16 protein-coding genes are annotated in these 19550 nt (G+C 73.2%); 6 read left to right on the top strand and 10 right to left on the bottom strand.

All coding sequences use genetic code 11. The features are described 5' to 3' along the window. Positions 1-10 precede the first annotated feature (10 nt). Together BR98_RS27455 and BR98_RS27450 are read left to right on the top strand one after the other, a co-directional pair. On the top strand, positions 11-529 hold the full coding sequence (locus BR98_RS27455) for a SigE family RNA polymerase sigma factor (protein ID WP_035848627.1): 519 nt from the start codon (positions 11-13) through the stop codon (positions 527-529). After that, complete coding sequence (locus BR98_RS27450) at positions 526-1686, top strand: hypothetical protein (RefSeq protein ID WP_232247619.1); 1161 nt, start codon at positions 526-528, stop codon at positions 1684-1686. Before BR98_RS27455 ends, BR98_RS27450 begins: the two co-directional genes overlap by 4 nt. A gap of 78 nt (positions 1687-1764) precedes the next feature. On the opposite strand, the gene ahcY is transcribed toward BR98_RS27450, so the two are convergent. The 7 genes from ahcY to BR98_RS27415 all read right to left on the bottom strand — a co-directional run bounded on the left by ahcY (position 1765) and on the right by BR98_RS27415 (position 9072). Further along, on the bottom strand, positions 1765-3213 hold the full coding sequence (ahcY, locus tag BR98_RS27445) for an adenosylhomocysteinase (protein ID WP_035848617.1): 1449 nt from the start codon (positions 3211-3213) through the stop codon (positions 1765-1767). Positions 3214-3423: 210 nt separating this feature from the next. Then, positions 3424-4392: a cation diffusion facilitator family transporter gene (locus tag BR98_RS27440; protein ID WP_035848613.1), complete on the bottom strand. Its 969-nt coding sequence runs from the start codon at positions 4390-4392 to the stop codon at positions 3424-3426. Positions 4393-4405: 13 nt separating this feature from the next. Then, a complete protein-coding gene (gene manA / locus BR98_RS27435) occupies positions 4406-5614 on the bottom strand; it encodes a mannose-6-phosphate isomerase, class I (protein ID WP_035848609.1) in 1209 nt (402 codons plus the stop codon). 80 nt (positions 5615-5694) lie between these two features. Further along, positions 5695-6897: an SIS domain-containing protein gene (locus BR98_RS27430; RefSeq protein WP_035848606.1), complete on the bottom strand. Its 1203-nt coding sequence runs from the start codon at positions 6895-6897 to the stop codon at positions 5695-5697. A gap of 36 nt (positions 6898-6933) precedes the next feature. Next, entirely contained in the window at positions 6934-7116 is a 183-nt protein-coding gene (locus BR98_RS27425) for a Trm112 family protein (RefSeq protein ID WP_035848603.1), read from the bottom strand. A 106-nt stretch (positions 7117-7222) separates the two neighbouring features. After that, positions 7223-8608 (bottom strand): phosphomannomutase/phosphoglucomutase, encoded by a 1386-nt coding sequence (locus BR98_RS27420; protein WP_035848598.1) that lies wholly within the window; start codon positions 8606-8608, stop codon positions 7223-7225. A gap of 92 nt (positions 8609-8700) precedes the next feature. Continuing rightward, positions 8701-9072 carry a DUF3499 domain-containing protein gene (locus tag BR98_RS27415; protein ID WP_035848593.1) on the bottom strand — a complete coding sequence of 124 codons (372 nt, stop codon included), beginning with the start codon at positions 9070-9072 and terminating at the stop codon, positions 8701-8703. 139 nt (positions 9073-9211) lie between these two features. Between BR98_RS27415 and BR98_RS27410 the strand changes: the two genes are divergently transcribed. After that, positions 9212-9691 carry a metallopeptidase family protein gene (locus BR98_RS27410; protein ID WP_083977047.1) on the top strand — a complete coding sequence of 160 codons (480 nt, stop codon included), beginning with the start codon at positions 9212-9214 and terminating at the stop codon, positions 9689-9691. A gap of 7 nt (positions 9692-9698) precedes the next feature. Here the strand turns inward: BR98_RS27410 and BR98_RS27405 are convergent, their stop codons facing one another. The 3 genes from BR98_RS27405 to BR98_RS27395 all read right to left on the bottom strand — a co-directional run bounded on the left by BR98_RS27405 (position 9699) and on the right by BR98_RS27395 (position 15800). Next, positions 9699-11354: a DUF5719 family protein gene (locus tag BR98_RS27405; RefSeq protein WP_051970263.1), complete on the bottom strand. Its 1656-nt coding sequence runs from the start codon at positions 11352-11354 to the stop codon at positions 9699-9701. Then, positions 11351-15274 (bottom strand): glycosyltransferase, encoded by a 3924-nt coding sequence (locus tag BR98_RS42115; protein WP_083977045.1) that lies wholly within the window; start codon positions 15272-15274, stop codon positions 11351-11353. Before BR98_RS42115 ends, BR98_RS27405 begins: the two co-directional genes overlap by 4 nt. A 256-nt stretch (positions 15275-15530) precedes the next feature. Further along, on the bottom strand, positions 15531-15800 hold the full coding sequence (locus BR98_RS27395; RefSeq protein ID WP_035848588.1) for a WhiB family transcriptional regulator: 270 nt from the start codon (positions 15798-15800) through the stop codon (positions 15531-15533). An 869-nt stretch (positions 15801-16669) separates the two neighbouring features. On the opposite strand from BR98_RS27395, the gene BR98_RS27390 reads away from it, so the two are divergent. From BR98_RS27390 to BR98_RS27380, 3 genes are all read left to right on the top strand, one after another. Next, complete coding sequence (locus tag BR98_RS27390) at positions 16670-17197, top strand: cysteine dioxygenase (RefSeq protein WP_035854075.1); 528 nt, start codon at positions 16670-16672, stop codon at positions 17195-17197. A gap of 91 nt (positions 17198-17288) precedes the next feature. Further along, positions 17289-18248, top strand: a complete 960-nt coding sequence (gene cofD, locus BR98_RS27385) for a 2-phospho-L-lactate transferase (RefSeq protein WP_035848585.1) — start codon at positions 17289-17291, stop codon at positions 18246-18248. Next, on the top strand, positions 18245-19543 hold the full coding sequence (locus BR98_RS27380) for a coenzyme F420-0:L-glutamate ligase (protein ID WP_035848582.1): 1299 nt from the start codon (positions 18245-18247) through the stop codon (positions 19541-19543). Before cofD ends, BR98_RS27380 begins: the two co-directional genes overlap by 4 nt. Positions 19544-19550: the final 7 nt, after the last annotated feature.

Raw genomic sequence — 19550 nt, 5'->3', positions numbered from 1 at the left:
GTGGCCGCCGATGGCCAAGGCGAAACACGACGACGAGTTCACCGAATTCGTCGCGTCGAGGGCGGGGTGGCTGCGCAAGGTGGCCTACCTGCTGTGCGGGGACTGGCACCGCGCGGACGACCTGGTCCAGGAGACCATCACCAAGCTGTACACCCGCTGGGGGCGGGTCTCCCGGGCGGACAACGTCGACGGGTATGCCCGGCGGGTGCTGGTGAACACGTTCCTGGCCGAGCAGCGGTCCGGCTGGGGCCGGTTCACCGCGCGGCACGCCGCGGAGCCGGTGGAGCGGGCGAGCGCGCCGGCGGACCTGGAGGCCGGGCTCGACCTGCGGCGAGCGCTGGCCGAACTGCCGCCCCGGCAGCGGGCCGCAGTGGTGCTGCGGCACTACTGCGACCTGTCCGTCGAGCAGACCGCCGAGACGCTGGGCTGCTCTACCGGCAACGTGAAGAGCCAGACCTCGCGCGGGCTGGACGCCTTGCGCCGCCTGCTGGTCGTCCGGCCGGTCACCGCCGCAGAGAGGATGTCATGATGGCCGAGGAGATGCCCGAACTCGTGGACGGCATGGTCCGGTTGACTGAGAGTGCCGCTCCGGCGAGCACCGTCAGCGCAGCGCAGGCGATCCGCATCGGCCGGACCCGCAGGCGCCGGCAGCGGATGGCGGTCGGCTCGGCGGCGGTGGTCGCGGCGGTGGTCGTGACCACGCTGGCGGTACTGCCGTCCGGCTCCGGCGGACGTGCCGACACACCGGGCCTGCGCACCGACTCGACGCCCACCGCCAGCGACAGCGGCAGCGCCACGCCCTCGGGCGACGCCAACGCGGTCCCGGCGCACGGACAGCAGGACGGCTTCGTCCCCGCCACCGGCAGCGACCCGCTGGTGGCCGAGGCGAGCTTCGGTTGGCTGCCCGACTGGGTGGGCGGGAAGGCGGGGGTCAGCTACGAGGCCAGCTACGAGGACGGTACGGCGGCCGAGGCGCGCGGCAGCACCGGGATCGACGCACCGCGGATCCGGCTCAAGGTCTACCCGACCGGCACCACGCCGAGCCTGCCCGCCGCGGGGCCGGGCTCCGCACCGCCGGTCGCCAAGGTGGACGCCCCGCCGGTGAACGGCCGACCCGCGTACTGGATCGCCGCCGACCCCGCGCATCCGACCGAGGGGCACGCGATGCTCCGCTGGCAGGCGGCAACGGGCAACTGGGTCGAGTTGGACTCGTACCCGACCAACTACCCGGACCCGGAGCCGACTCTGCTGCGGGTGGCAGCCGGGGTGACGGTCAAGGTCGCCCAGGTGCCGCTGCCGCTGCGGATCACGGGGGTGCCGGCCGACTTCAAGCCGATCATGACCACGCTGGACCGTCCGGAGCGCAGTGAAGGCCCCAGCACCGCGTGGGACTTCAACATCATCTTCCAGAAGGGCACGACGTCCGTCTCGGTGACCGTCAAGCCGATCCCGCCGACGCCGACCGCGCCGGAACCGCAGCCGACCGTGTCGATCGGTCAGGGCGCGCCTCCCGGCTTCCAGGTGAGCCCGCCGCTCTGCACGACCGACCAGGGCCTGCAGGTCTGCGTCGAGGGGCAGTACGCGGGCGACATGCTGAACGAGGTCGGCGGAGCCACCGGCCTGCTGGGGAAGATCACGCTGTTCGGGCTGGACGACAGCAAGTGGACCACCCGGGTGCTGGACTGACGAAGCCGCAGGGTCGGTGCACCACGGGGGCGCACCGGCCCTGCGGCCGCGTTCGGGTCAGCTCAGCTCACCGTCTGGTCAGTAGCGGTACTGCTCCGCCTTGTACGGGCCCTCGACCGGGACGCCGATGTAGTCGGCCTGGTCCTTGGTCAGGGTGGTGAGCTTGACGCCGAGGGCGTCCAGGTGGAGGCGGGCCACCTTCTCGTCCAGGTGCTTGGGCAGCACGTAGACACCGACCGGGTACTGCTCGGTCTTGGTGAACAGCTCGATCTGCGCGATGGTCTGGTTCGCGAAGGAGTTGGACATCACGAAGGACGGGTGACCGGTCGCGTTGCCCAGGTTCAGCAGCCGGCCCTCGGAGAGCACGATGATCGTGCGGCCGTCGGCCTTGCGCCACTCGTGCACCTGCGGCTTGACCTCGGTCTTCACCACGCCGGGGAGCGCGGCCAGACCGGCCATGTCGATCTCGTTGTCGAAGTGGCCGATGTTGCCGACGATCGCCTGGTGCTTCATCTGCTCCATGTGGGAGGCAAGGATGATGTCCTTGTTGCCCGTGGTGGTGATGAAGATGTCGGCGATCGAGACGACCTCCTCCAGGGTGGTGACCTGGTAGCCGTCCATCGCGGCCTGCAGCGCGCAGATCGGGTCGATCTCGGTGATGATGACCCGGGCGCCCTGGCCGCGCAGCGACTCGGCGCAGCCCTTGCCCACGTCGCCGTAGCCGCAGACGACCGCGACCTTGCCGCCGATCAGCACGTCGGTGGCGCGGTTGATGCCGTCGATCAGCGAGTGGCGGCAGCCGTACTTGTTGTCGAACTTCGACTTGGTGACGGCGTCGTTGACGTTGATCGCCGGGAAGAGCAGCTTGCCGTCCCGGTGCATCTCGTACAGGCGGTGCACGCCGGTGGTGGTCTCCTCGGTGACGCCCTTGATGGTGGCGGCGACCTCGGTCCACTTGCGCGGCGACTCGGCCAGCGTGCGGTTGAGCAGCTCCAGGATGATCCGGAACTCGTCGTTGTCGGCGGTGGACGGGTCCGGCGCGGCGCCGGCCTTCTCGAACTCCACGCCCTTGTGGATCAGCAGCGTGGCGTCACCGCCGTCGTCCAGGATCATGTTCGGGGTCTGGCCGTTCGGCCAGGTGAGCGCCTGCTCGGTGCACCACCAGTACTCCTCCAGGGTCTCGCCCTTCCAGGCGAAGACCGGCACGCCCGACGGGTCCTCGGGGGTGCCCTCCGGGCCGACCGCGATGGCGGCGGCGGCGTGGTCCTGGGTGGAGAAGATGTTGCAGGAGCACCAGCGCACGTCGGCGCCGAGCGCGGTCAGCGTCTCGATCAGCACCGCGGTCTGCACCGTCATGTGCAGCGAACCGGTGATCCGGGCGCCGGCCAGCGGCTGCGTGGCGGCGAACTCCTTGCGGATCGACATCAGACCGGGCATCTCGTGCTCGGCGAGCTGGATCTCCTTGCGACCGAACGGCGCCAGGGAGAGGTCGGCGACCTTGAAGTCACCGTTGAGCTTGGACGACATGCGAAAACTCCTCGCTGCGTGGGCCTTTGCGTACGGGTGTGCTTGGCGGCAGGGCGGCGCACCGACGACGGCGGCACCCTGCTGCTGCGGCACAATCCGTCGGAGGACCTCTCTCCCTCGACCCGGGGCGAGCCCGGATCGACCGCCATCAGCAGCGACGTTTGGCACTGGTGACGAATCTACACCGAGGGACTCGGGGCGTGGGCCCGTTCAGTGCGAGCCGCGCCCACCGGGAGTGGCCTCCGGGTCGGGGCCGGCGGCCGCCTTGGCGGCCGAATAGACGTCCGGCTCCAGGTAGATGGCGCGGGCGATCGGGACGGCGGCGCGCACCCGGACCTCGGCGTCGTCGATCGTCTGGGCGATCAGCTCGGCGCTGTCCTCGCGGTGCACCCCGATCTTGGCGGCGACCAGCAGCTCCTCCGGGCCGACGTGCAGGGTTCGCAGGTGGATCACCGAGGTGATCGCGGGGCTGTCCAGCAGGGCGGCCCGGATCTGCTCCACCGACTGCCGGTCGGCGCTCTCGCCGATCAGCAGCGACTTGGTCTCCAGCGCCAGCACCACGGCGATCACGGCGAGCAGCGCGCCGATGGCGGTGGTGCCGATGCCGTCCCAGATGCCGTCGCCGGTGATCACGGTGAGGCCGACGCCGAACAGCGCCAGCACCAGGCCGATCAGCGCGCCGGTGTCCTCGAGCAGCACCACCGGCAGCTCGGGGGCCTTGGCCCGGCGGATGTAGGCGGCCCAGCCGAGCGTGCCCTTGTCCTTGGCGGCCTCCCGGAAGGCGGTCAGGAAGGACCAGCCCTCCATCAGGACCGCGAACACCAGCACGCCCACCGCCCAGTACCAGCCGTGCAGTTCGTGCGGGTGGCGGATCTTCTCGATGCCCTCGTAGAGGGCGAACAGGCCGCCGAGGCTGAACAGCACGATGGCGACCAGGAAGCCGTAGACGTACCGCTCACGGCCGTAGCCGAACGGGTGCTCCTCGTCGGCGTCCCTGGTCGCGCGCTTGCCGCCGATCAGCAGCAGCACCTGGTTGCCGGAGTCGGCCACCGAGTGCACGCCCTCGGCGAGCATCGAGGAGGAGCCGGTGAACGCGAAGGCGGTGAACTTGCTCACCGCGATCGCCAGGTTCGCTCCCAGCGCCGCGAGCAGCGCCTTCGTTCCGCCTTCGGCGCTCACGTCTTAGAACTCCTCAGAGGGTGACGGTGGCGCGGAAGAGCACGCCGGTACCGGTCAGCAGGGTGTCGGTGCCGGTGGCCGGCAGGTAGGCGGACTGACCCCGGGTCAGCTCCAGCCGCCCGCCGGCGGCGTCGGTGAGCAGCACGGCGCCCTCGGTGCAGAGCAGGATCTGGGCCGTGCGGCCGTCGACCGTGCGCTGCGGGCCGTCGGCGGTCAGCGTGAAGCGGGAGAGCCGGAACTCGTCGATCGGGACCGGGAAGAGCTCCTCGCCGTCCTCGCTCGCCACCGGGCGCAGCACGCCGGGGTCGCCGGCCTCGAAGATGACCACCTTGAGCAGCTCGGGGACGTCCACGTGCTTGGGGGTGAGCCCGCAGCGCAGCACGTTGTCGGAGTTGGCCATGATCTCGACGCCGGTGCCGTGCAGGTAGGCGTGCGGGACGCCGGCGCCCAGGTAGAGCGCCTCGCCCGGCTGCAGCCGGACCACGTTGAGCAGCAGCGCGGCCAGCACACCCGGGTCGCCCGGGAAGTGCTTGGCGGCGTAGGCGTAGCCCGCCCACTCCAGCGCGTGCGGGGAGGCGGGCTGGGCGGCCAGCTGCCGGTTCAGCGCCTCGGCCAGCTCCTTGACGGTGACGGCGACCACGGCCGGGTCGGTGGACAGCACGGTGGCCAGGGTCTCGCGCAGCGCCTGCTCGGCGGGCTTGGTGCGCAGCAGGTCGATCAGCGGCGCCAGGCCCGGCACGGCCAGCCGGTCCATCAGGTCGGCGGTGGCCAGCGGGTCGCGGAAGCCGCACAGGCCGTCGAACTCGTCCAGCGCGCAAATGAGTTCGGGCTTGTGGTTGGCGTCCTTGTAATTGCGGTGGCCGGCCTCGACGGGCAGTCCGGCGGCCTCCTCGGCGGCGAAGCCGGCCTGGGCCTGGGCCCGGCTGGGGTGCACCTGCAGGGAGAGCGGGAGCTCGGCGGCCAGCACCTTGAGCAGGAACGGCAGGGTCGGGCCGAAGTGCTCGACGGCGGCCTCGCCCAGCTCGCCGACCGGGTCGGTGGCGATCACCTCGGCGAGCGCCACCTGGCCCGCGCCGCGGTCCACCCGGGAGGAGTCACCGGGGTGGGCGCCCAGCCAGAGCTCGGCCTGCGGCTCACCGGTGGGCTGCTCGCCGAGCAGGGCCGGGATCGCGGTGGTCGAGCCCCAGGCGTAGGGGCGGACGGTGTTGGCGAGGCGGTCCATGGTGCGGCCCTGCTCCTAGGTCTTCGACGAATGGGTCTTCGGCGGACGATCGTGTCTGAGTGACCTTAGCCGACCCTGTGTCACTGCCCGGAACCGGCCGCCAGACCCAGGTAGACGGCGGCGAAGTCGCCGAGCGCGACCAGTTCGGCCAGCGCGGCCAGCGGCTCGACCCGGTGGGCGGCGAACTCGGTCAGGCGTACGTCGTGGGCGGCGGCCAGCCGGGTGGCGCGGCGGACGCTGTAGGTCTCCGGTCCGGGCTCCGGCACCGTCTCGGGCTCGGCGCTGGGCGGGACCTCCTGCGGGGTGTGCCGCAGCAGCAGGACCTGCAGGGTGAGCGGGTCCGGCTCCTCGACCCGGTCGCGGAAGAAGTCCTCGGGGTCGGCTCCGGCGGCGAGCTGACCGGTGAACATGCCGCGGTGCGCGATCAAGGCCTGCGGCAGCCGCCCGGTGACGGCGGGTCGGCCGGCCCGGTCGGCGAGCATCGCGGCGAACCGTTCGGCGGCCACCGCGGCCAGCTCGCCGTCGCTCCACAGCAGCGGGACGGTGCCGGCCAGTTGGGCCGCCAGCCCCTTGGCGGGGTTGAGGTAGGAGCCGGCGTCGGGGCGGTGCCGGACCGCGAGTTCGTCCAGCAGGTCGGCGAGGGAGCCCAGCGCGGTGGCCCCGAGCTGGACCACGTCGATCCGGGCGGCCAGGGCCAGCAGCGGGGCGAGGTAGGCCCAGAACGCCCCCGGGTCCTCGGTGGGCAGGTCGGGCTCGGCGGCGGGCCCGGTGGGCTCCTCGACGGCGGAGGGCACGTACGGCAGGGGCAGCGCGCGCACCTGCAGTGCGGCCTCGGCCAGCGGCCGGCCCTCGGGGGTGATCACGGCGATCGCGCAGCCGCGCGCGTAGGCCTGCTCGGCGAGCCTGATCAGCCCGTCCTCGACGCCGTCCGCGCTGGCCACCACCAGCAGGTCCAACGGTCCTGCCCAGCCGGGCAGTTGCCAGCTGAGGCCGATGCTGAACGAGTCACTGGGCCGGGCGTCCGCCGGGGCCAGCGGGTACACCAGGGTGCCGTTGCCGGCCAGTGCGGCCAGTGCCTGACCGGCCGTCAGCGCACTGCCGGGCCCGGCCACCAGGACGGCCCGCGGCCGTCCCTCGGGGCGCAGCCGGCTCAGGCCGGCCGCGTCCGCCAGCCGTAGCGCGGTCCGCACCCGGGCGCCGGCGCCGGCCAGCGCCAGCAGGGCGTGGTCCCGGTCGGCGCGTTGGAGGGCGGCCGGGTCGTCGAGCAGGCTGTCGTCGAGCATGCGGCTGGACCTCCGGGTCCGCTCGGGTGGGGAGGGTCAGGCAGGGCGGCGGGCCTCGTCCACCAGCAGCAGCGGGATGCCGTCGCGGATCTCGTAGATCAGCCCGCAGTCGGCGCCGGTGCAGACCAGCTCGGGCTGACCGGCCTCGTCGCGCTCGTTCAGCTTCGCGTGGCAGCGCGGGCAGACCAGGATCTCCAGCAGGAAGGGTTCGAGCGTCATGGCGTTGGGTCTCCGTGGGTCAGGCGGGACATGACGCGCCCCGGCCGGTAACAACCCTACCGGCCGGGGCGCGTACAGAAGAGGATCGGGCGCGTGCGGAAGTGGATCAGCCGCGGACGATCGCCAGCACCGCGTCCCGCAGCTCGGCCATCTTGGCCTGGTCCTTGGCCTCGACGTTGAGGCGCAGCAGCGGCTCGGTGTTGGAGGCGCGCAGGTTGAACCACCAGTCGGCGCCGGCGATGGTCAGGCCGTCCAGCTCGTCGACGCTGACGCCCTCCAGCGAGCCGTAGGTGGCGCGGACCTCGGCGGTCTTGCCGGCCTGGTCGGCGACCTCGCTGTTGATCTCGCCGGAGGCGGCGTAGCGGTCGTACTCGGCGGTCAGCGCGGAGAGCGTGCCGTCCTGGCCGCCGAGCGCGGCGAGCACGTGCAGCGCGGCCAGCATGCCGGTGTCGGCGCGCCAGAAGTCGCGGAAGTAGTAGTGGGCGGAGTGCTCGCCACCGAAGATCGCGTCGGTCTCGGCCATCTCCTGCTTGATGAAGGAGTGGCCGACCCGGGTGCGCACGGCCTTGCCGCCGTGCTCGGCGACCACCTCGGGCACCGTCCAGGAGGTGATCAGGTTGTGGATGATGGTGGCGTTCTCTTCGCCGTTGGCCCGGGCCCGGGCCAGCTCGCGCACCGCGACCAGGGCGGTGATCGCGGACGGCGAGACCGGCTCGCCGCGCTCGTCGATCACGAAGCAGCGGTCGGCGTCGCCGTCGAAGGCCAGGCCGATGTCGGCGCCGACCTCGCGGACCTTGGCCTGCAGGTCGACCAGGTTCTTCGGGTCGAGCGGGTTGGCCTCGTGGTTGGGGAAGGTGCCGTCCAGCTCGAAGTACATCGGGACGACGTCCAGCGGCAGGCCCGCGAAGACGGTCGGGACGGTGTGGCCGCCCATGCCGTTGCCCGCGTCCACCGCGACCTTGAGCGGGCGGATCGCGCTGAGGTCGACCAGGCCGAGCAGGTGGTCGGCGTAGCCGCGCAGGGTGTCCTGCTGGGTCAGCACACCCGGCTTCACGTCCACGGCCGGGACGGTCACGGTGTCGTCCTCGTTGATCCAGGACTGCACCAGCTCGCGGATGTCGGCCAGGCCGGTGTTCTCGCCGACCGGGGCGGCGCCCTTGCGGCACAGCTTGATGCCGTTGTACTGCGCCGGGTTGTGGCTGGCGGTGAACATCGCGCCGGGCAGGTCCAGCTTGCCGCTCGCGTAGTACAGCTGGTCGGTGGAGCAGAGCCCGATCTCGGTGACGTCCGCGCCGCGCGCGGCCGCACCCTCGGCGAAGGCCCGCGACAGGCTCGGCGAGGAGGGGCGCATGTCGTGGCCGACGACGATCGCCGTGGCGCCGGTGACCTGCACGAATGCGGCGCCGAAGGCACGGGAGAGGTTCTCGTCCCACTGGTCCGGGACGACGCCTCGGACGTCGTACGCCTTCACGAGCTGCTTGAGGTCGCGCACTGCGGTTCCACCTTGATGTGTGTCTGGCGAACGGGCTCGGTCGGCCCTCGAGGGCAGCAGCGTACCCGGTGCGCGTTACTGTTCGGGAACGCTCAGCTGTCGGGCGAGCGCAGCACGCGCAGGTGCCCGCGGCGGCCGGCCTCGGCCGGGTCCGCGTCCGGGCCGCGCACCGGGCGCGGTCCGCGCTCCTGCGGGCGGGCGGCCTCGCGCACCGCGTTGGCCAGCGCCTCCAGGTCGTCGCTGCTGCGGCGCATCGGTCCGCCCTCGGTGGCGAGCCGGACCACCTCCCAGCCGCGCGGGGCGGTGAGCCGCTCGGCGTGCTCGGCGCACAGGTCGTAGCAGTGCGGCTCGGCGTAGGTGGCGAGCGGGCCCAACACGGCGGTGGAGTCCGCGTAGACGTACGTCAGGGTCGCGACGGCCGGTCGGCCGCACGCGGTCCGCGAACAACGACGTACAGGGCTCACGAGGGTGGACGGTACCGCACCGGAGCCCGCCTGGCTAAGACCGGCTGCCGCACGGCGCTCCGTGTCGCGTGGGAGCGCGCCCGTGTCCGTGTCTGTGTGGTCCATTTCCTGGCCTCCAAGGACTAGGCTCGTCTTTGATATGGACAGCTCCGCACCCCAACCGCCCGCTCCTGGCCCCTCCGGGCCGCCGCCCGCAGGTGCGCCGCGCCCTCGGCGCCGCGACCGGCACGGACGTGGCCTGCGCGGGCCGTTGGCGCCCCCGCAGGTCCCGATCTCGCTGAGCCGGTCCGAGCTGTTCGAGGACTACGTCCGCGAGTCGGTGGAGCGCCTGGAGCGCCGCTGGCCGCAGCTGATCGACGTGGAGTTCGAGGTCGCCGAGGTGCCCGACGGGGACGGCGAGGCGCCGCCGGCCGAGGGCGGCGGGGTGCCGCTGGGCCAGGTGAGTCCGGCCCGCCAGGGCCGCAAGAGCCGGATCACCGTCTTCCGCCGCCCGGTGGAGATCCGGGCCAAGTCCCGCGAGGACCGGGCGGCGCTGGTCCACGAGATCCTGATCGAGCAGGTGGCCGAGCTGCTCGGGCTGTCGCCCGACGCCATCGACCCCCGCTACGACGAGGACTGACCGGCGGTCAGTGGATCAGCAGCCCCGGGTCCTGGTTGGCCTGGGGAACCTGGACGTAGCTGTGGTCGTCCTGCAGCGCCTGGATGGTGAACATCGGCACGTCCTTGGTGGTCAGCGCCAGCATCCGGGCCGCGACCACCGGGCCGCCGGAGACCGTCTCCACGGTGAGGCCGAAGTTGCTGTTGCCGCCGCCCGGCTCGGGTGACGGCAGGGAGACCGTGGCGCCGGCCGGGATCTGCACGTCCTTGCTGGTCGGGGTGCCGCCGCCGGTGCCCGCCGAGGCCGTCACCCGGACGGTGGCGGCGTCAACCGTGGAGGTGAGCAGCAGCGTGGCCGCGCCGCCGCCCCGGGAGTCGGCGACCGAGGCGCGCTTGCCGACCGGGCCCGCACCGGTGATCCAGGCGGCGTCGGACTTGCTGCCGTTGGCCCGGTCGATCCGCACCGTGGCGATCACCGGGGTGGGGTGCTGCTTCGGGTCGGTGGGGCTCAACCGCAGCGCGGAGACCTGCTGACGGTTGATCTGGTCGAGCGCGATCGCGTTGACCATGCCCGCCTTCACGTGGATGGTCTCGTGCCCGGCCGGGGTGAACCAGCCGTTCGGGCCGGAGAGCTGGATCTTCAGGTCGGCGTCGTCCTCGCTGCCGGGGGCCGCCACGATCAGCCGGGAGCCGGACAGGTCGGCGGGCAGTCCGGGCAGTACCACGGTGGGGGCCGGATCCACCGAGGCGGGGATCCAGTCGGCGCCGGCCGAGCCGTCGGTGGCGTGCAGGTAGGCGCCGACCCGGCCGCTGCGCACCGTCACCTCGACCGCGAGGTCGGGGTTCTGGTTGGTGGTCAGGCTGCTCAGCAGCACGGCCTGCGAGGTGCCGGGGTCGATCTTGATGCCGCTGCCGGACTCGCCGGTGTCGACCGGGCCCTTGTCGCCGTACAGGTGGACGTCGACCACGGCGGCTGCGGCCTCGGCGTTGGTCAGGCTGAGGTAGTCCTTGCGGTCACCGGAGGTGCCGGCCCCGGCGAACCAGAAGTGGGTGCCGGCGGGCGAGCAGGTGACCCCGGACAGGCCCAGGCCGCGCGGGTCGGTGACGGTGGTGGTCTGGGTGACGGTGAAGCCCGGGGCGTAGGAGCCGGTGGCGACGGCGGAACTGCCGTTCGCGGTGTCGCCGGGGGCGGCGTTGACGCTGACCGGGGTGCCGGGCTTGGTCAGGCTCAACCGGGCGTCGTTGGTCTGGCCCTGGGCGGGGGCCGGTGCGGGCGAACCTGACGGAGCGCCGGCTGACGGAGCGCCGGCCGGCGCCGGGGCGGACGGTGCGACGACCGCCGGCGGTGCCACGTCGCGCACCGCCGCGCTGCCTCCGGCCGAGCCGCCGCTGCCGGGGCTGAAGGCGGTCAGCTGGGTGGTGCCGCTCAGTCCCTGCATCGGCTGCGGGCAGACCGCCGCGGTGCGCTCCACCTGGGCCCCGGTGACCGCGCCGGCCGGCGGCGCGGCGGGTGCGGCCGGCGGGCGCAGCTCGGCCACGCCGAACACCACCGCGAGCACGGCCGCGCAGGCGAGCAGCGAGCGGCCGGTGCGACTGCCGCCGGACCCGTCGGACCCACCGGATCCGCCGTCACCGTCGCCGGAGCGGCCCACCGAGAGGGCGGAGAGGCTGGGCATCTTCTTCATCGCGGGTCAGCTCCGTCGTGGTGCGGGTGGCCGCCGTAGCTCGGGTCGTCCGGGTCGTAGGGGCGCGGCTGGCCGGGCAGCCAGGGCTGCTGCTCGCCGTTGCCCTGGTAGCCCTGCGGGTCGTAGCCGCCGTAGCTGTAGTCGGGCGGGTAGGGCTGGTTGTACGGGTCGCCCGGCTGGCCCTGCTGGTCGTAGTGCTGCTCGTAGCCCTGCTCGCCGTAGCCGTCCGGCACCGCCTGGGGCTGCGGCGCGTACGTCTGGTAGGGCTGCTGGGCCGCGTACGGGTCGTAGCCGTACGGGTCGGCCTGCTGGTAGTCCTGCTGGCCGTAGGGGTCCGGCGCGTACGGGTCCTGGTGGGCCGGCAGCGGCTCGGCGACCGGGTAGGCCTGGCCGGCGGGCTGGGCGGGGACGCCCGGCGGGGTGCCGTAGACGCCGGGGTCGTTCTCCTCGACCGGTTCGCCCTCGCCCTCGCCGCGTTCGGCCATCCGCCGGGCCCGGCGGCTGCCGGGGGCGGGTGCCTGGGCCTGGGCGGCGGCGGCCAGCGCGGCGGCGGCCACCACCTCCTCGGGCAGGTCGTCGTCCTTGGTGCTGCGCCGGCCGGGCAGCGCGAGCACCAGCACCACGGTGCCGAGCAGCAGCTGCGCCCAGATCCAGCCGGTGTGCAGCAGCGGGGCGGTGCGGGTGACGGCGAGCGTGCCGCCGCCGGCCGGGAGCTGGAAGCCCTGCGCCCAGCCGTCCAGGGTGACCGGCTTGAGTGCGGTGCCGTCCAGGGTGGCGTGCCAGCCCGGGTCGGCCTGCTCGGCCAGGCGCAGCACCCGACCGTCGGGGCCGGCCGGGACGGTCGCGTGCACCGACTCCTCCCCGGCGGGGACCGACACCGGCAGGGTGTTCGGCGCGGTGATCACGGCCCGGGTGGCCGCGATGCCGGTGACCTGCCAGAGCGCGGTGCCGTTGTCCTGGCTGAGCCGGACCAGGCCGGGGGTGGTGTCCAGGACGTCCCGGACCTTGGCGATCATCGGGTCCCGGACCACCACGTAGGCCACGCCGTAGCCGGCCAGCGCACTGGCCTGGTCGGCGCCGGAGCCGGCCAGCAGGCTGCCGACCAGCTTGGTCAGGCCGTCCTTGGTGGAGCCGCCGGTGTCGACCGTGCCCTCGGCCTGGCCCAGGGTCAGGCCGGCGCCGCGGACCAGCGTGAAGCGGACCGAGGAGGCCTGGTCGTCGCCGGTCAGCACCAGGGTGCGGGAGCGGTCGCCGGTGCCGGCCTCGGCGGCGATGAACGCGGGCACCTGGCCGGCCGAGCTGCGCCGCAGCGGTCCGTCGGCGCCGCTGACGGCCCACCAGAGGGCGGTGCCGAGCGGCGCCAGCACGGCGGTGGCGAGCACCAGGGCGGCCACCGGTTGGCGCCAGCCGAAGGCGATCCCGGCGACCCGGGCGTTGGCGCCGTCGGCGCCGATCGCGGCGGCCGCGAGCAGCGCGATGCCGCTGAGCAGGGTGGCCGGGCCGGCCCACGCGGCGACCGGCAGGCCGCCGGAGGCGGGGGTGACACTGGTGCCGGCCACCACCACGGCGAAGACCAGTCCGGCCCCGGCCGCGGCCCAGGCCGCCAGCACCGCGCGGCGCCGGTCGGCGCGCAGCAGTGCGGCCAGTGCGGCGAGCAGCACGCCCGCCGAGAGCCAGATCGGCGGCACCCCGGCGCCGCCGGGGTTGACCAGCACCAGGCCGAGCGGGCCGGCCCGGTGGCCGCTGAAGCCGGGCAGCCCGGCCTCCAGCAGCAGTCGCGAGGGGTGGCTGAGCACGTGCACGGACCAGGGCGCGAGCACCAGTACCGGCACCCCGAGGATCACCGCGATCCGCGGGCCGAGCAGGCGCAGCGCCGCCCCGCCGGTGCCGTAGGCGCCGCCGCGCAGTATCGCCGCGGCGAGCGCGGCGAGCGTCAGCGGAACGGCGATCGCCCAGGTCAGCGGCACGAAGGCGGTGCACAGGGTGAGCAGCAGGACGGTCATCCAGGTGGACCGCCAGCCGGGCCTGGCGCCCTTGGCGGCGGTCTCCTTGCGGATGCCGAGGCCGGCCGAGATGGCGGCGGCGCGGGCCAGCGGCGGCAGCAGCACGGCCAGCACCGCGGTGCCGATCCGGCCCTGGGAGATGGCGCCGATGGCGGCGGGCAGCAGGGCGTAGCTGGCGCTGGCCCAGGCGCGGACCAGCTTGGAACCGAGCAGCGGCCGGGAGACCAGGTAGGCGCTGACCGCGGCGAGCGGGACCGAGAGCAGCAACAGCAGGGTGATCGCCAGGTCGGCGTGGTCGAAGAGCAGCCAGGAGAGCACCGCGAGCACCGCGAGGTAGGGCGGGGCGGTGGCGGTCGAGCCGGGGCCGACGGCGTGCCAGCTGCCGGCGTACATGTTCCAGATGCCTGACGCACCGTCGGTGGCGGGCAGCAGCGCCCCGCCGAGCAGCGGGGCGCTGCCGAGCAGGTTGCGGCCGGCCACCAGGGCGAACAGCAGCAGGGCGGCGAACAGCACCGGGGCCGGGCGCCGGGCCAGCTTCTTGAGCAGCGCGAACTGCTCGACCTCCAGGACCTCGTTGTCCTCGTCGCCGCCGGTGGCCTCGGCGGTGCCGCCGTGCCGGCCGATGGAGTTGTCGTCGGTGCCGCCGATGCCCAGCGAGCTGATCGCGCCCTCGATGGCGAGGCGGGCGGTGGCGCCGGGCGGCGGGAAGAGGCTGCGGTCGTCCAGCGAGTCGTAGGAGCGGGTGCGGGCGCGGCGTTTGCGGGCCAGCAGCAGCCGGGGCAGCCGGATCAGTTCGTGGCCGAGGCCGGCGATCTCGTCGAAGGCCTGGCGCGGGTCCTTGCCGACCAGGTTGGCCAGCACCCGCAGCAGGGTGCCGAGCACCAGGCGCAGCAGCACGTACGGGAAGACCGCACGGCGGGAGTTGGCCAGCAGGGTGTAGACGGCGCCGGCCTTGTCGACCCGGTGCGGGTGGCCGGCGCCGCAGTCGATCGCGCGGCGCTCACGGCTGGCGGCCTCGGCGTGCCGCAGCACCGCGTCGGGGGCGACCACCACGCGGTGTCCGGCGGCGTTGACCCGCCAGCAGAAGTCGGTGTCGTCGCGCATCAGCGGCAGTGCCTTGTCGAAGCCGCCGAGCTGCTCGAAGACGTCGCGGCGGACCAGCATGCCGGCGGTGGAGACAGCGAGCACCGGGCGCACCTGGTCGTGCTGGCCCTGGTCCTGCTCGCGGCGGTCCAGGCCGGTCCAGCGGCGGCCGGAGCGGGCGATGGTGACGCCGACCTCGAGCAGCTGGCGACGGTCGTACCAGCTGCGCAGCTTGGGGCCGATCACGGCGGCGGACGGGGTGGTGTCGGCGACCTGGAGCAGCCGGCGCAGGGCGTCGGTCTGCGGCTCGCAGTCGTCGTGCAGCAGCCAGAGCCACTCGACGGGCTGGGTCTCGCGCGGGCCGGAGGAGTGCAGGTCGTGCTCGGCGGAGAGCGGGTCCCCGAAGTCGTCCCAGCCGCCGGTGACCGGGTCGTAGCCGGAGGGGTCGAGGCTGTAGGGCAGGTCCTCGGGGCGCAGCGGCGGGCTGTTGAAGACGGCCTCGGCGACGGCGGTGCCGAAGCCCGCGCGGCGGCCGAGCACGATCGGGCCGCTCTCCGGCAGCCAGTCGCCCAGGGTGTCGCGCAGCAGCTGGGGGGAGGTGTCGGTGCTGCCGGTGTCGATCGCGAGGATCCGCTGGACCTGCCGGTCCTGGCCGAGCAGGCCGGCCAGCGCCTGGGGCAGCCAGCGGGCGCCGTCGTGGCTGACGATGACGGCGGTGACCAGGTGGCGCGGGTAGGCGGGCGGGCGTGCTCCCGCACCGCCGAAGCCGCCGGAGGACAGCGGGGCGGACGACGGCTGGTCTGGGTAGCCGTGCTGGTGGCTGTAGGCAGTCATCGAGTGCGCAGGCCCCGGTTCCGAGTGGACGGCAGGTGGCGCACCACACTAACGGCTTCGGCCGATCGTGGTTCCCACCTGGTGGGGGGCTGCGGACAACGCGGGACGCCCGGGCGCATCGGCGGTGCGCGAGGCGTGCGGAAATGCAAAAGCGCCCCGCCGTGTTGGCGAGGCGCTTGCACAACTCCTGTGGATACCGCACAGATTCTGCGAAGAGGAAAGCGGATGTCCGATCCTATGGTCAGACTGCGCGCTTTCAGACAGCGCTCTTCTTGAGCCGACGACGCTCGCGTTCCGACAAGCCACCCCAGATACCGAATCGCTCGTCGTTGGCGAGGGCATACTCCAGGCATTCCGATCGCACCTCACAGGCGAGGCAGACCTTCTTGGCCTCGCGGGTGGACCCGCCCTTCTCCGGGAAGAAGGACTCCGGGTCGGTCTGCGCGCACAGTGCACGCTCCTGCCAACCGAGTTCCTCTTCCTCTTCGATGTCCTCACCGATCAACAGCTCAAAGAGCTCGCTCATTGGCGCGCCTCCTCTGCCCCTCTTGGCGTCCCCGTGCGTGTGGCCGCCGGCTGGTTCGGCCGAACGACACGACTGAAATTACATGTGCGTCACTCTGGCTCAGTCAAGCCGAGCTCTGGTATTGGGTCGCGAATTCACTCCCCGGAACCAAGCCACTACAAATAGTGTACATATCCGGACAGAACGGACTTTCCGCAGCTCGCAGCCGACGCGGCAGGTCCAGACCCGGCTCAACCCCCGCTCGCGGAGACGTCTGCCGAACCGATCCGGTTGCGATCCGATTGCGATCCAGTTGCACGAACCGATCCGATTGCGGCCGCCAACACACCGGTCTGACACGGGATCAACCCGGTCAACCGGCTGCCTTCCCGGCTATCCGCACATCGAAACATAGAGGATGACTTATCACCTGATTCGGCGTTTCGTCCCTGATGTCCCTCTGATGGCCGTAAGGGTGGACTTGACACGAAGCCCCTCGACCCTGTCTCCTGTACGGCATGTCAGAGTCCATCGCCCAGCGGAGCCGCCACATCGTGCTCCGTCGTGCCGCGAGCGCTCTGTGTCGGTGTCGCCGCTCCTGCTGTCGATAGGCGCGCCGCTCCCTCTCCGGACCTCTCTTCCGGCCTCGGCGCGCCTCCTCAGGAGCCCCGAGGCCGCCCGCGTGTCCACCCCGAATCCCCGCGGACCGGCTGACCACCGCCGACCACCCGCGAGGACCTGTGATGCGCCGTCGAATCCGCCCCCGCAAGCGCAACCGTGACCGCAACAAGCTCGCCCGCCGGGCGGCGGCCGCCGTGCAGCCCGCAATGCAGACCGTCGTGCAGCCCGCCGTGCACCTCCCGGCTCCCGCCAAGGGTTGGGCCGACGGACTGAGCGATGTCAGCATCGCCGGCGACCCGCTGGCCTTCCCGCACCTGGCCCGCACCGACCTGCCCGGCCACCCGACCACGGTGGCCGGCTACGCCCGGCTGGTCCGCGAGATCGCCGCCGACCGCGACCGCTGGGCCCCGCTGGTCCGCTACGACGCGCTGACCCGCTGGTACGCCCGGCTGGAGACCGGCCCCGGCTACGAGGTCTGGCTGCTCAGCTGGCTGCCCGGGCAGAGCAGCGGGTTCCACGACCACGGCGACTCCTCCGGGGTGATGACCGTGGTGCAGGGCGAGTTGGTGGAGCGCTCGCTGACCCACGCGGGCGAGGGCGCCCGCACCCTCAAGCCGGGCGGGATGGGGGTCCCCCCGGCCGGAGGCTGGGGGAGGGTCTTCTCCTCCGGCTACCTGCACGAGGTGGTCAACGCCACCCTCGAACCCGCCGTCAGCATCCACCTGTACTCCCCCGGACTGACCGAGATGAACCAGTACGGCGCGGTGGTACCGGAGCTGGAGCCCGAGCAGTCCTGACCGGGCCGACGATGGTGCTGACAGTGCCGACGACGGCGACAGTGCCGCCGCTGGCACCCGGGCAGTCCTGACGGACTGGCAGGATGAGCGCATGCGTATCGTGGCACTGGCAGGCGGGATCGGCGGCGCGCGCTTCCTGCGCGGGCTCAAGGACGTGGTCGCTCCCGGCGACGAGATCACCGTCATCGGCAACACCGGGGACGACATCCACCTCTTCGGGTTGAAGGTCTGCCCCGACCTGGACACCGTGATGTACACGCTGGGCGGCGGCATCCACGAGGAGCAGGGCTGGGGCCGGGCCGAGGAGAGCTTCGCGGTCAAGGCGGAGCTGGCCGCGTACGGCGTCGGCCCGTCCTGGTTCGGGCTCGGCGACAAGGACTTCGCCACCCACATCGTCCGGACCCAGATGCTCGGCGCCGGATACCCGCTCAGCGCGGTGACCGAGGCGCTCTGCGACCGCTGGCAGCCCGGTGTGCGGCTGCTGCCGATGAGCGACGACCGGGTCGAGACCCACGTGAAGATCACCGATGCGGAAGGCACCCGGGCGGTGCACTTCCAGGAGTACTGGGTCCGACTGCACGCAGCCGTCCCCGCCGAGGCGATCATCCCGGTCGGCGCGGACACCGCCAAGCCGGCGCCCGGCGTGCTGGAGGCGATCGCCGCCGCCGACGTGATCCTCTTCCCGCCGTCCAACCCGGTGGTCAGCATCGGCACCATCCTGGCCGTCCCCGGCATCCGCGCCGCGGTGGCCGCCGCGGCCGCGCCGGTGGTCGGCCTGTCCCCGATCATCGGCGGTGCGCCGGTGCGCGGGATGGCGGACAAGGTGCTCGCGGCGGTCGGCGTCGAGGCCTCGGCCGCGGCCGTCGCGCTGCACTACGGCGCCGAGCTGATCGACGGTTGGCTGGTGGACCAGGCCGACGCCGCGTCAGTGGCCGAGGTGACGGCGGCGGGCATCACCTGCCGGGCCGTACCGCTGCTGATGAGCGACCCGGCCGCGACCGCCGCGATGGCCCGGGCGGCGCTGGAGCTGGCCGAGCAGGTGCGGGCGTGACGCAACCGCTGGAGATCCTGCCGGTCCTCGGGCTGCCCGAGATCGAGGTCGACGCCGACCTGGGCGCACTGATCGCCAAGGCCGTCGAACTGCGGCACGGCGACATCCTGCTGGTCACCTCGAAGATCGTCAGCAAGGCCGAGGGGCGGCTGGTGCACGCCGTCGACCGCGAGGCGGCGATCGACGCCGAGGCGGTCCGGGTGGTGGCCCGGCGCGGGCGGACCAGGATCGTGCAGAACCGGCAGGGCCTGGTGATGGCCGCCGCCGGGGTGGACGCCTCCAACACCGCGCCCGGCACCGTGCTGCTGCTGCCGCTGGACCCCGACGGATCGGCGCGCGCGATCCGGGCCCGGATCCACGAGCTGACCGGCCGTCAGGTCGCGGTGATCGTCACCGACACCTTCGGCCGCCCCTGGCGCAACGGCCTGACCGACGTGGCGATCGGCGCGGCCGGCCTGGACGTGCTGGAGGACCACCGCGGCCGCACCGACAGCCACGGCAACGAGCTGGTGCTCACCATGACCGCCGTGGCCGACGAACTCGCCGCCGCCGGCGACCTGGTGAAGGGCAAGGCCACCGGCACCCCGGTCGCGGTGGTGCGCGGCCTGGCCGCGGCCGTGACCGAGCAGGACGGCGACGGCATCCGGCCGCTGGTCCGGCCGATCGAGGAAGACATGTTCCGGCTCGGCACCTCGGAAGCGGTCCGCGAGGCCGTGACGCTGCGCCGCACGGTGCGCGAGTTCAGCGAGGAGCCGGTGCACCCCGAGGCGGTCCGCCGCGCGGTCGCCGCCGCCGTCACCGCCCCCGCCCCGCACCACACCACCCCGTGGCGCTTCGTCCTGCTGGAGTCGCCGGCCGCGCGCACCGAACTGCTGGACGCCATGCTCGCGGCCTGGCAGCGCGACCTGCGCGAGCTCGACGGCTGGGACGAGGCCAAGGTGGCCCGCCGGACCGCCCGCGGCGACGTGCTGCGCAAGGCCCCGTACCTGGTGGTGCCCTGCCTGGTGATGGACGGCTGCCACCCCTACCCCGACCCGCGCCGGGCCGCCGCCGAACGCGAGATGTTCACCGTCGCGATCGGCGCCGCCGTGCAGAACCTGCTGGTCACCCTGGCCGGCGAGGGCTACGGAACGGCCTGGGTCTCGTCCACCATGTTCTGCCGCGACACCGTCCGCGAGGTCCTCCACCTCCCCGACACCTGGGACCCGATGGGCGCCGTAGCCGTCGGCCGCCCGCTCGCCCAACCGAAGGACCGCCCACCCCGCGGGGCAGCGGAGTTCATCACCGTGCGGTGACGAGGGG

The sequence above is a fragment of the Kitasatospora azatica KCTC 9699 genome (genome assembly GCF_000744785.1).
Taxonomy (GTDB): Bacteria; Actinomycetota; Actinomycetes; order Streptomycetales; family Streptomycetaceae; genus Kitasatospora; species Kitasatospora azatica.
Note: the sequence above shows the minus strand (reverse complement) of the source record. Positions and strands in the feature narration are given on the sequence as shown.

Coding starts and splice junctions, on each gene's coding strand:
- BR98_RS27405 (WP_051970263.1), bottom strand. CDS start 11,354: ATGAAGAAGATGCCCAGCCTCTCCGCCCTCTCGGTGGGCCGCTCCGGC.
- ahcY (WP_035848617.1), bottom strand. CDS start 3,213: ATGTCGTCCAAGCTCAACGGTGACTTCAAGGTCGCCGACCTCTCCCTG.
- BR98_RS42115 (WP_083977045.1), bottom strand. CDS start 15,274: ATGACTGCCTACAGCCACCAGCACGGCTACCCAGACCAGCCGTCGTCC.
- BR98_RS27430 (WP_035848606.1), bottom strand. CDS start 6,897: ATGCTCGACGACAGCCTGCTCGACGACCCGGCCGCCCTCCAACGCGCC.
- cofD (WP_035848585.1), top strand. CDS start 17,289: ATGCGTATCGTGGCACTGGCAGGCGGGATCGGCGGCGCGCGCTTCCTG.
- BR98_RS27450 (WP_232247619.1), top strand. CDS start 526: ATGATGGCCGAGGAGATGCCCGAACTCGTGGACGGCATGGTCCGGTTG.
- BR98_RS27425 (WP_035848603.1), bottom strand. CDS start 7,116: ATGACGCTCGAACCCTTCCTGCTGGAGATCCTGGTCTGCCCGCGCTGC.
- manA (WP_035848609.1), bottom strand. CDS start 5,614: ATGGACCGCCTCGCCAACACCGTCCGCCCCTACGCCTGGGGCTCGACC.
- BR98_RS27410 (WP_083977047.1), top strand. CDS start 9,212: ATGGACAGCTCCGCACCCCAACCGCCCGCTCCTGGCCCCTCCGGGCCG.
- BR98_RS27455 (WP_035848627.1), top strand. CDS start 11: ATGGCCAAGGCGAAACACGACGACGAGTTCACCGAATTCGTCGCGTCG.
- BR98_RS27395 (WP_035848588.1), bottom strand. CDS start 15,800: ATGAGCGAGCTCTTTGAGCTGTTGATCGGTGAGGACATCGAAGAGGAA.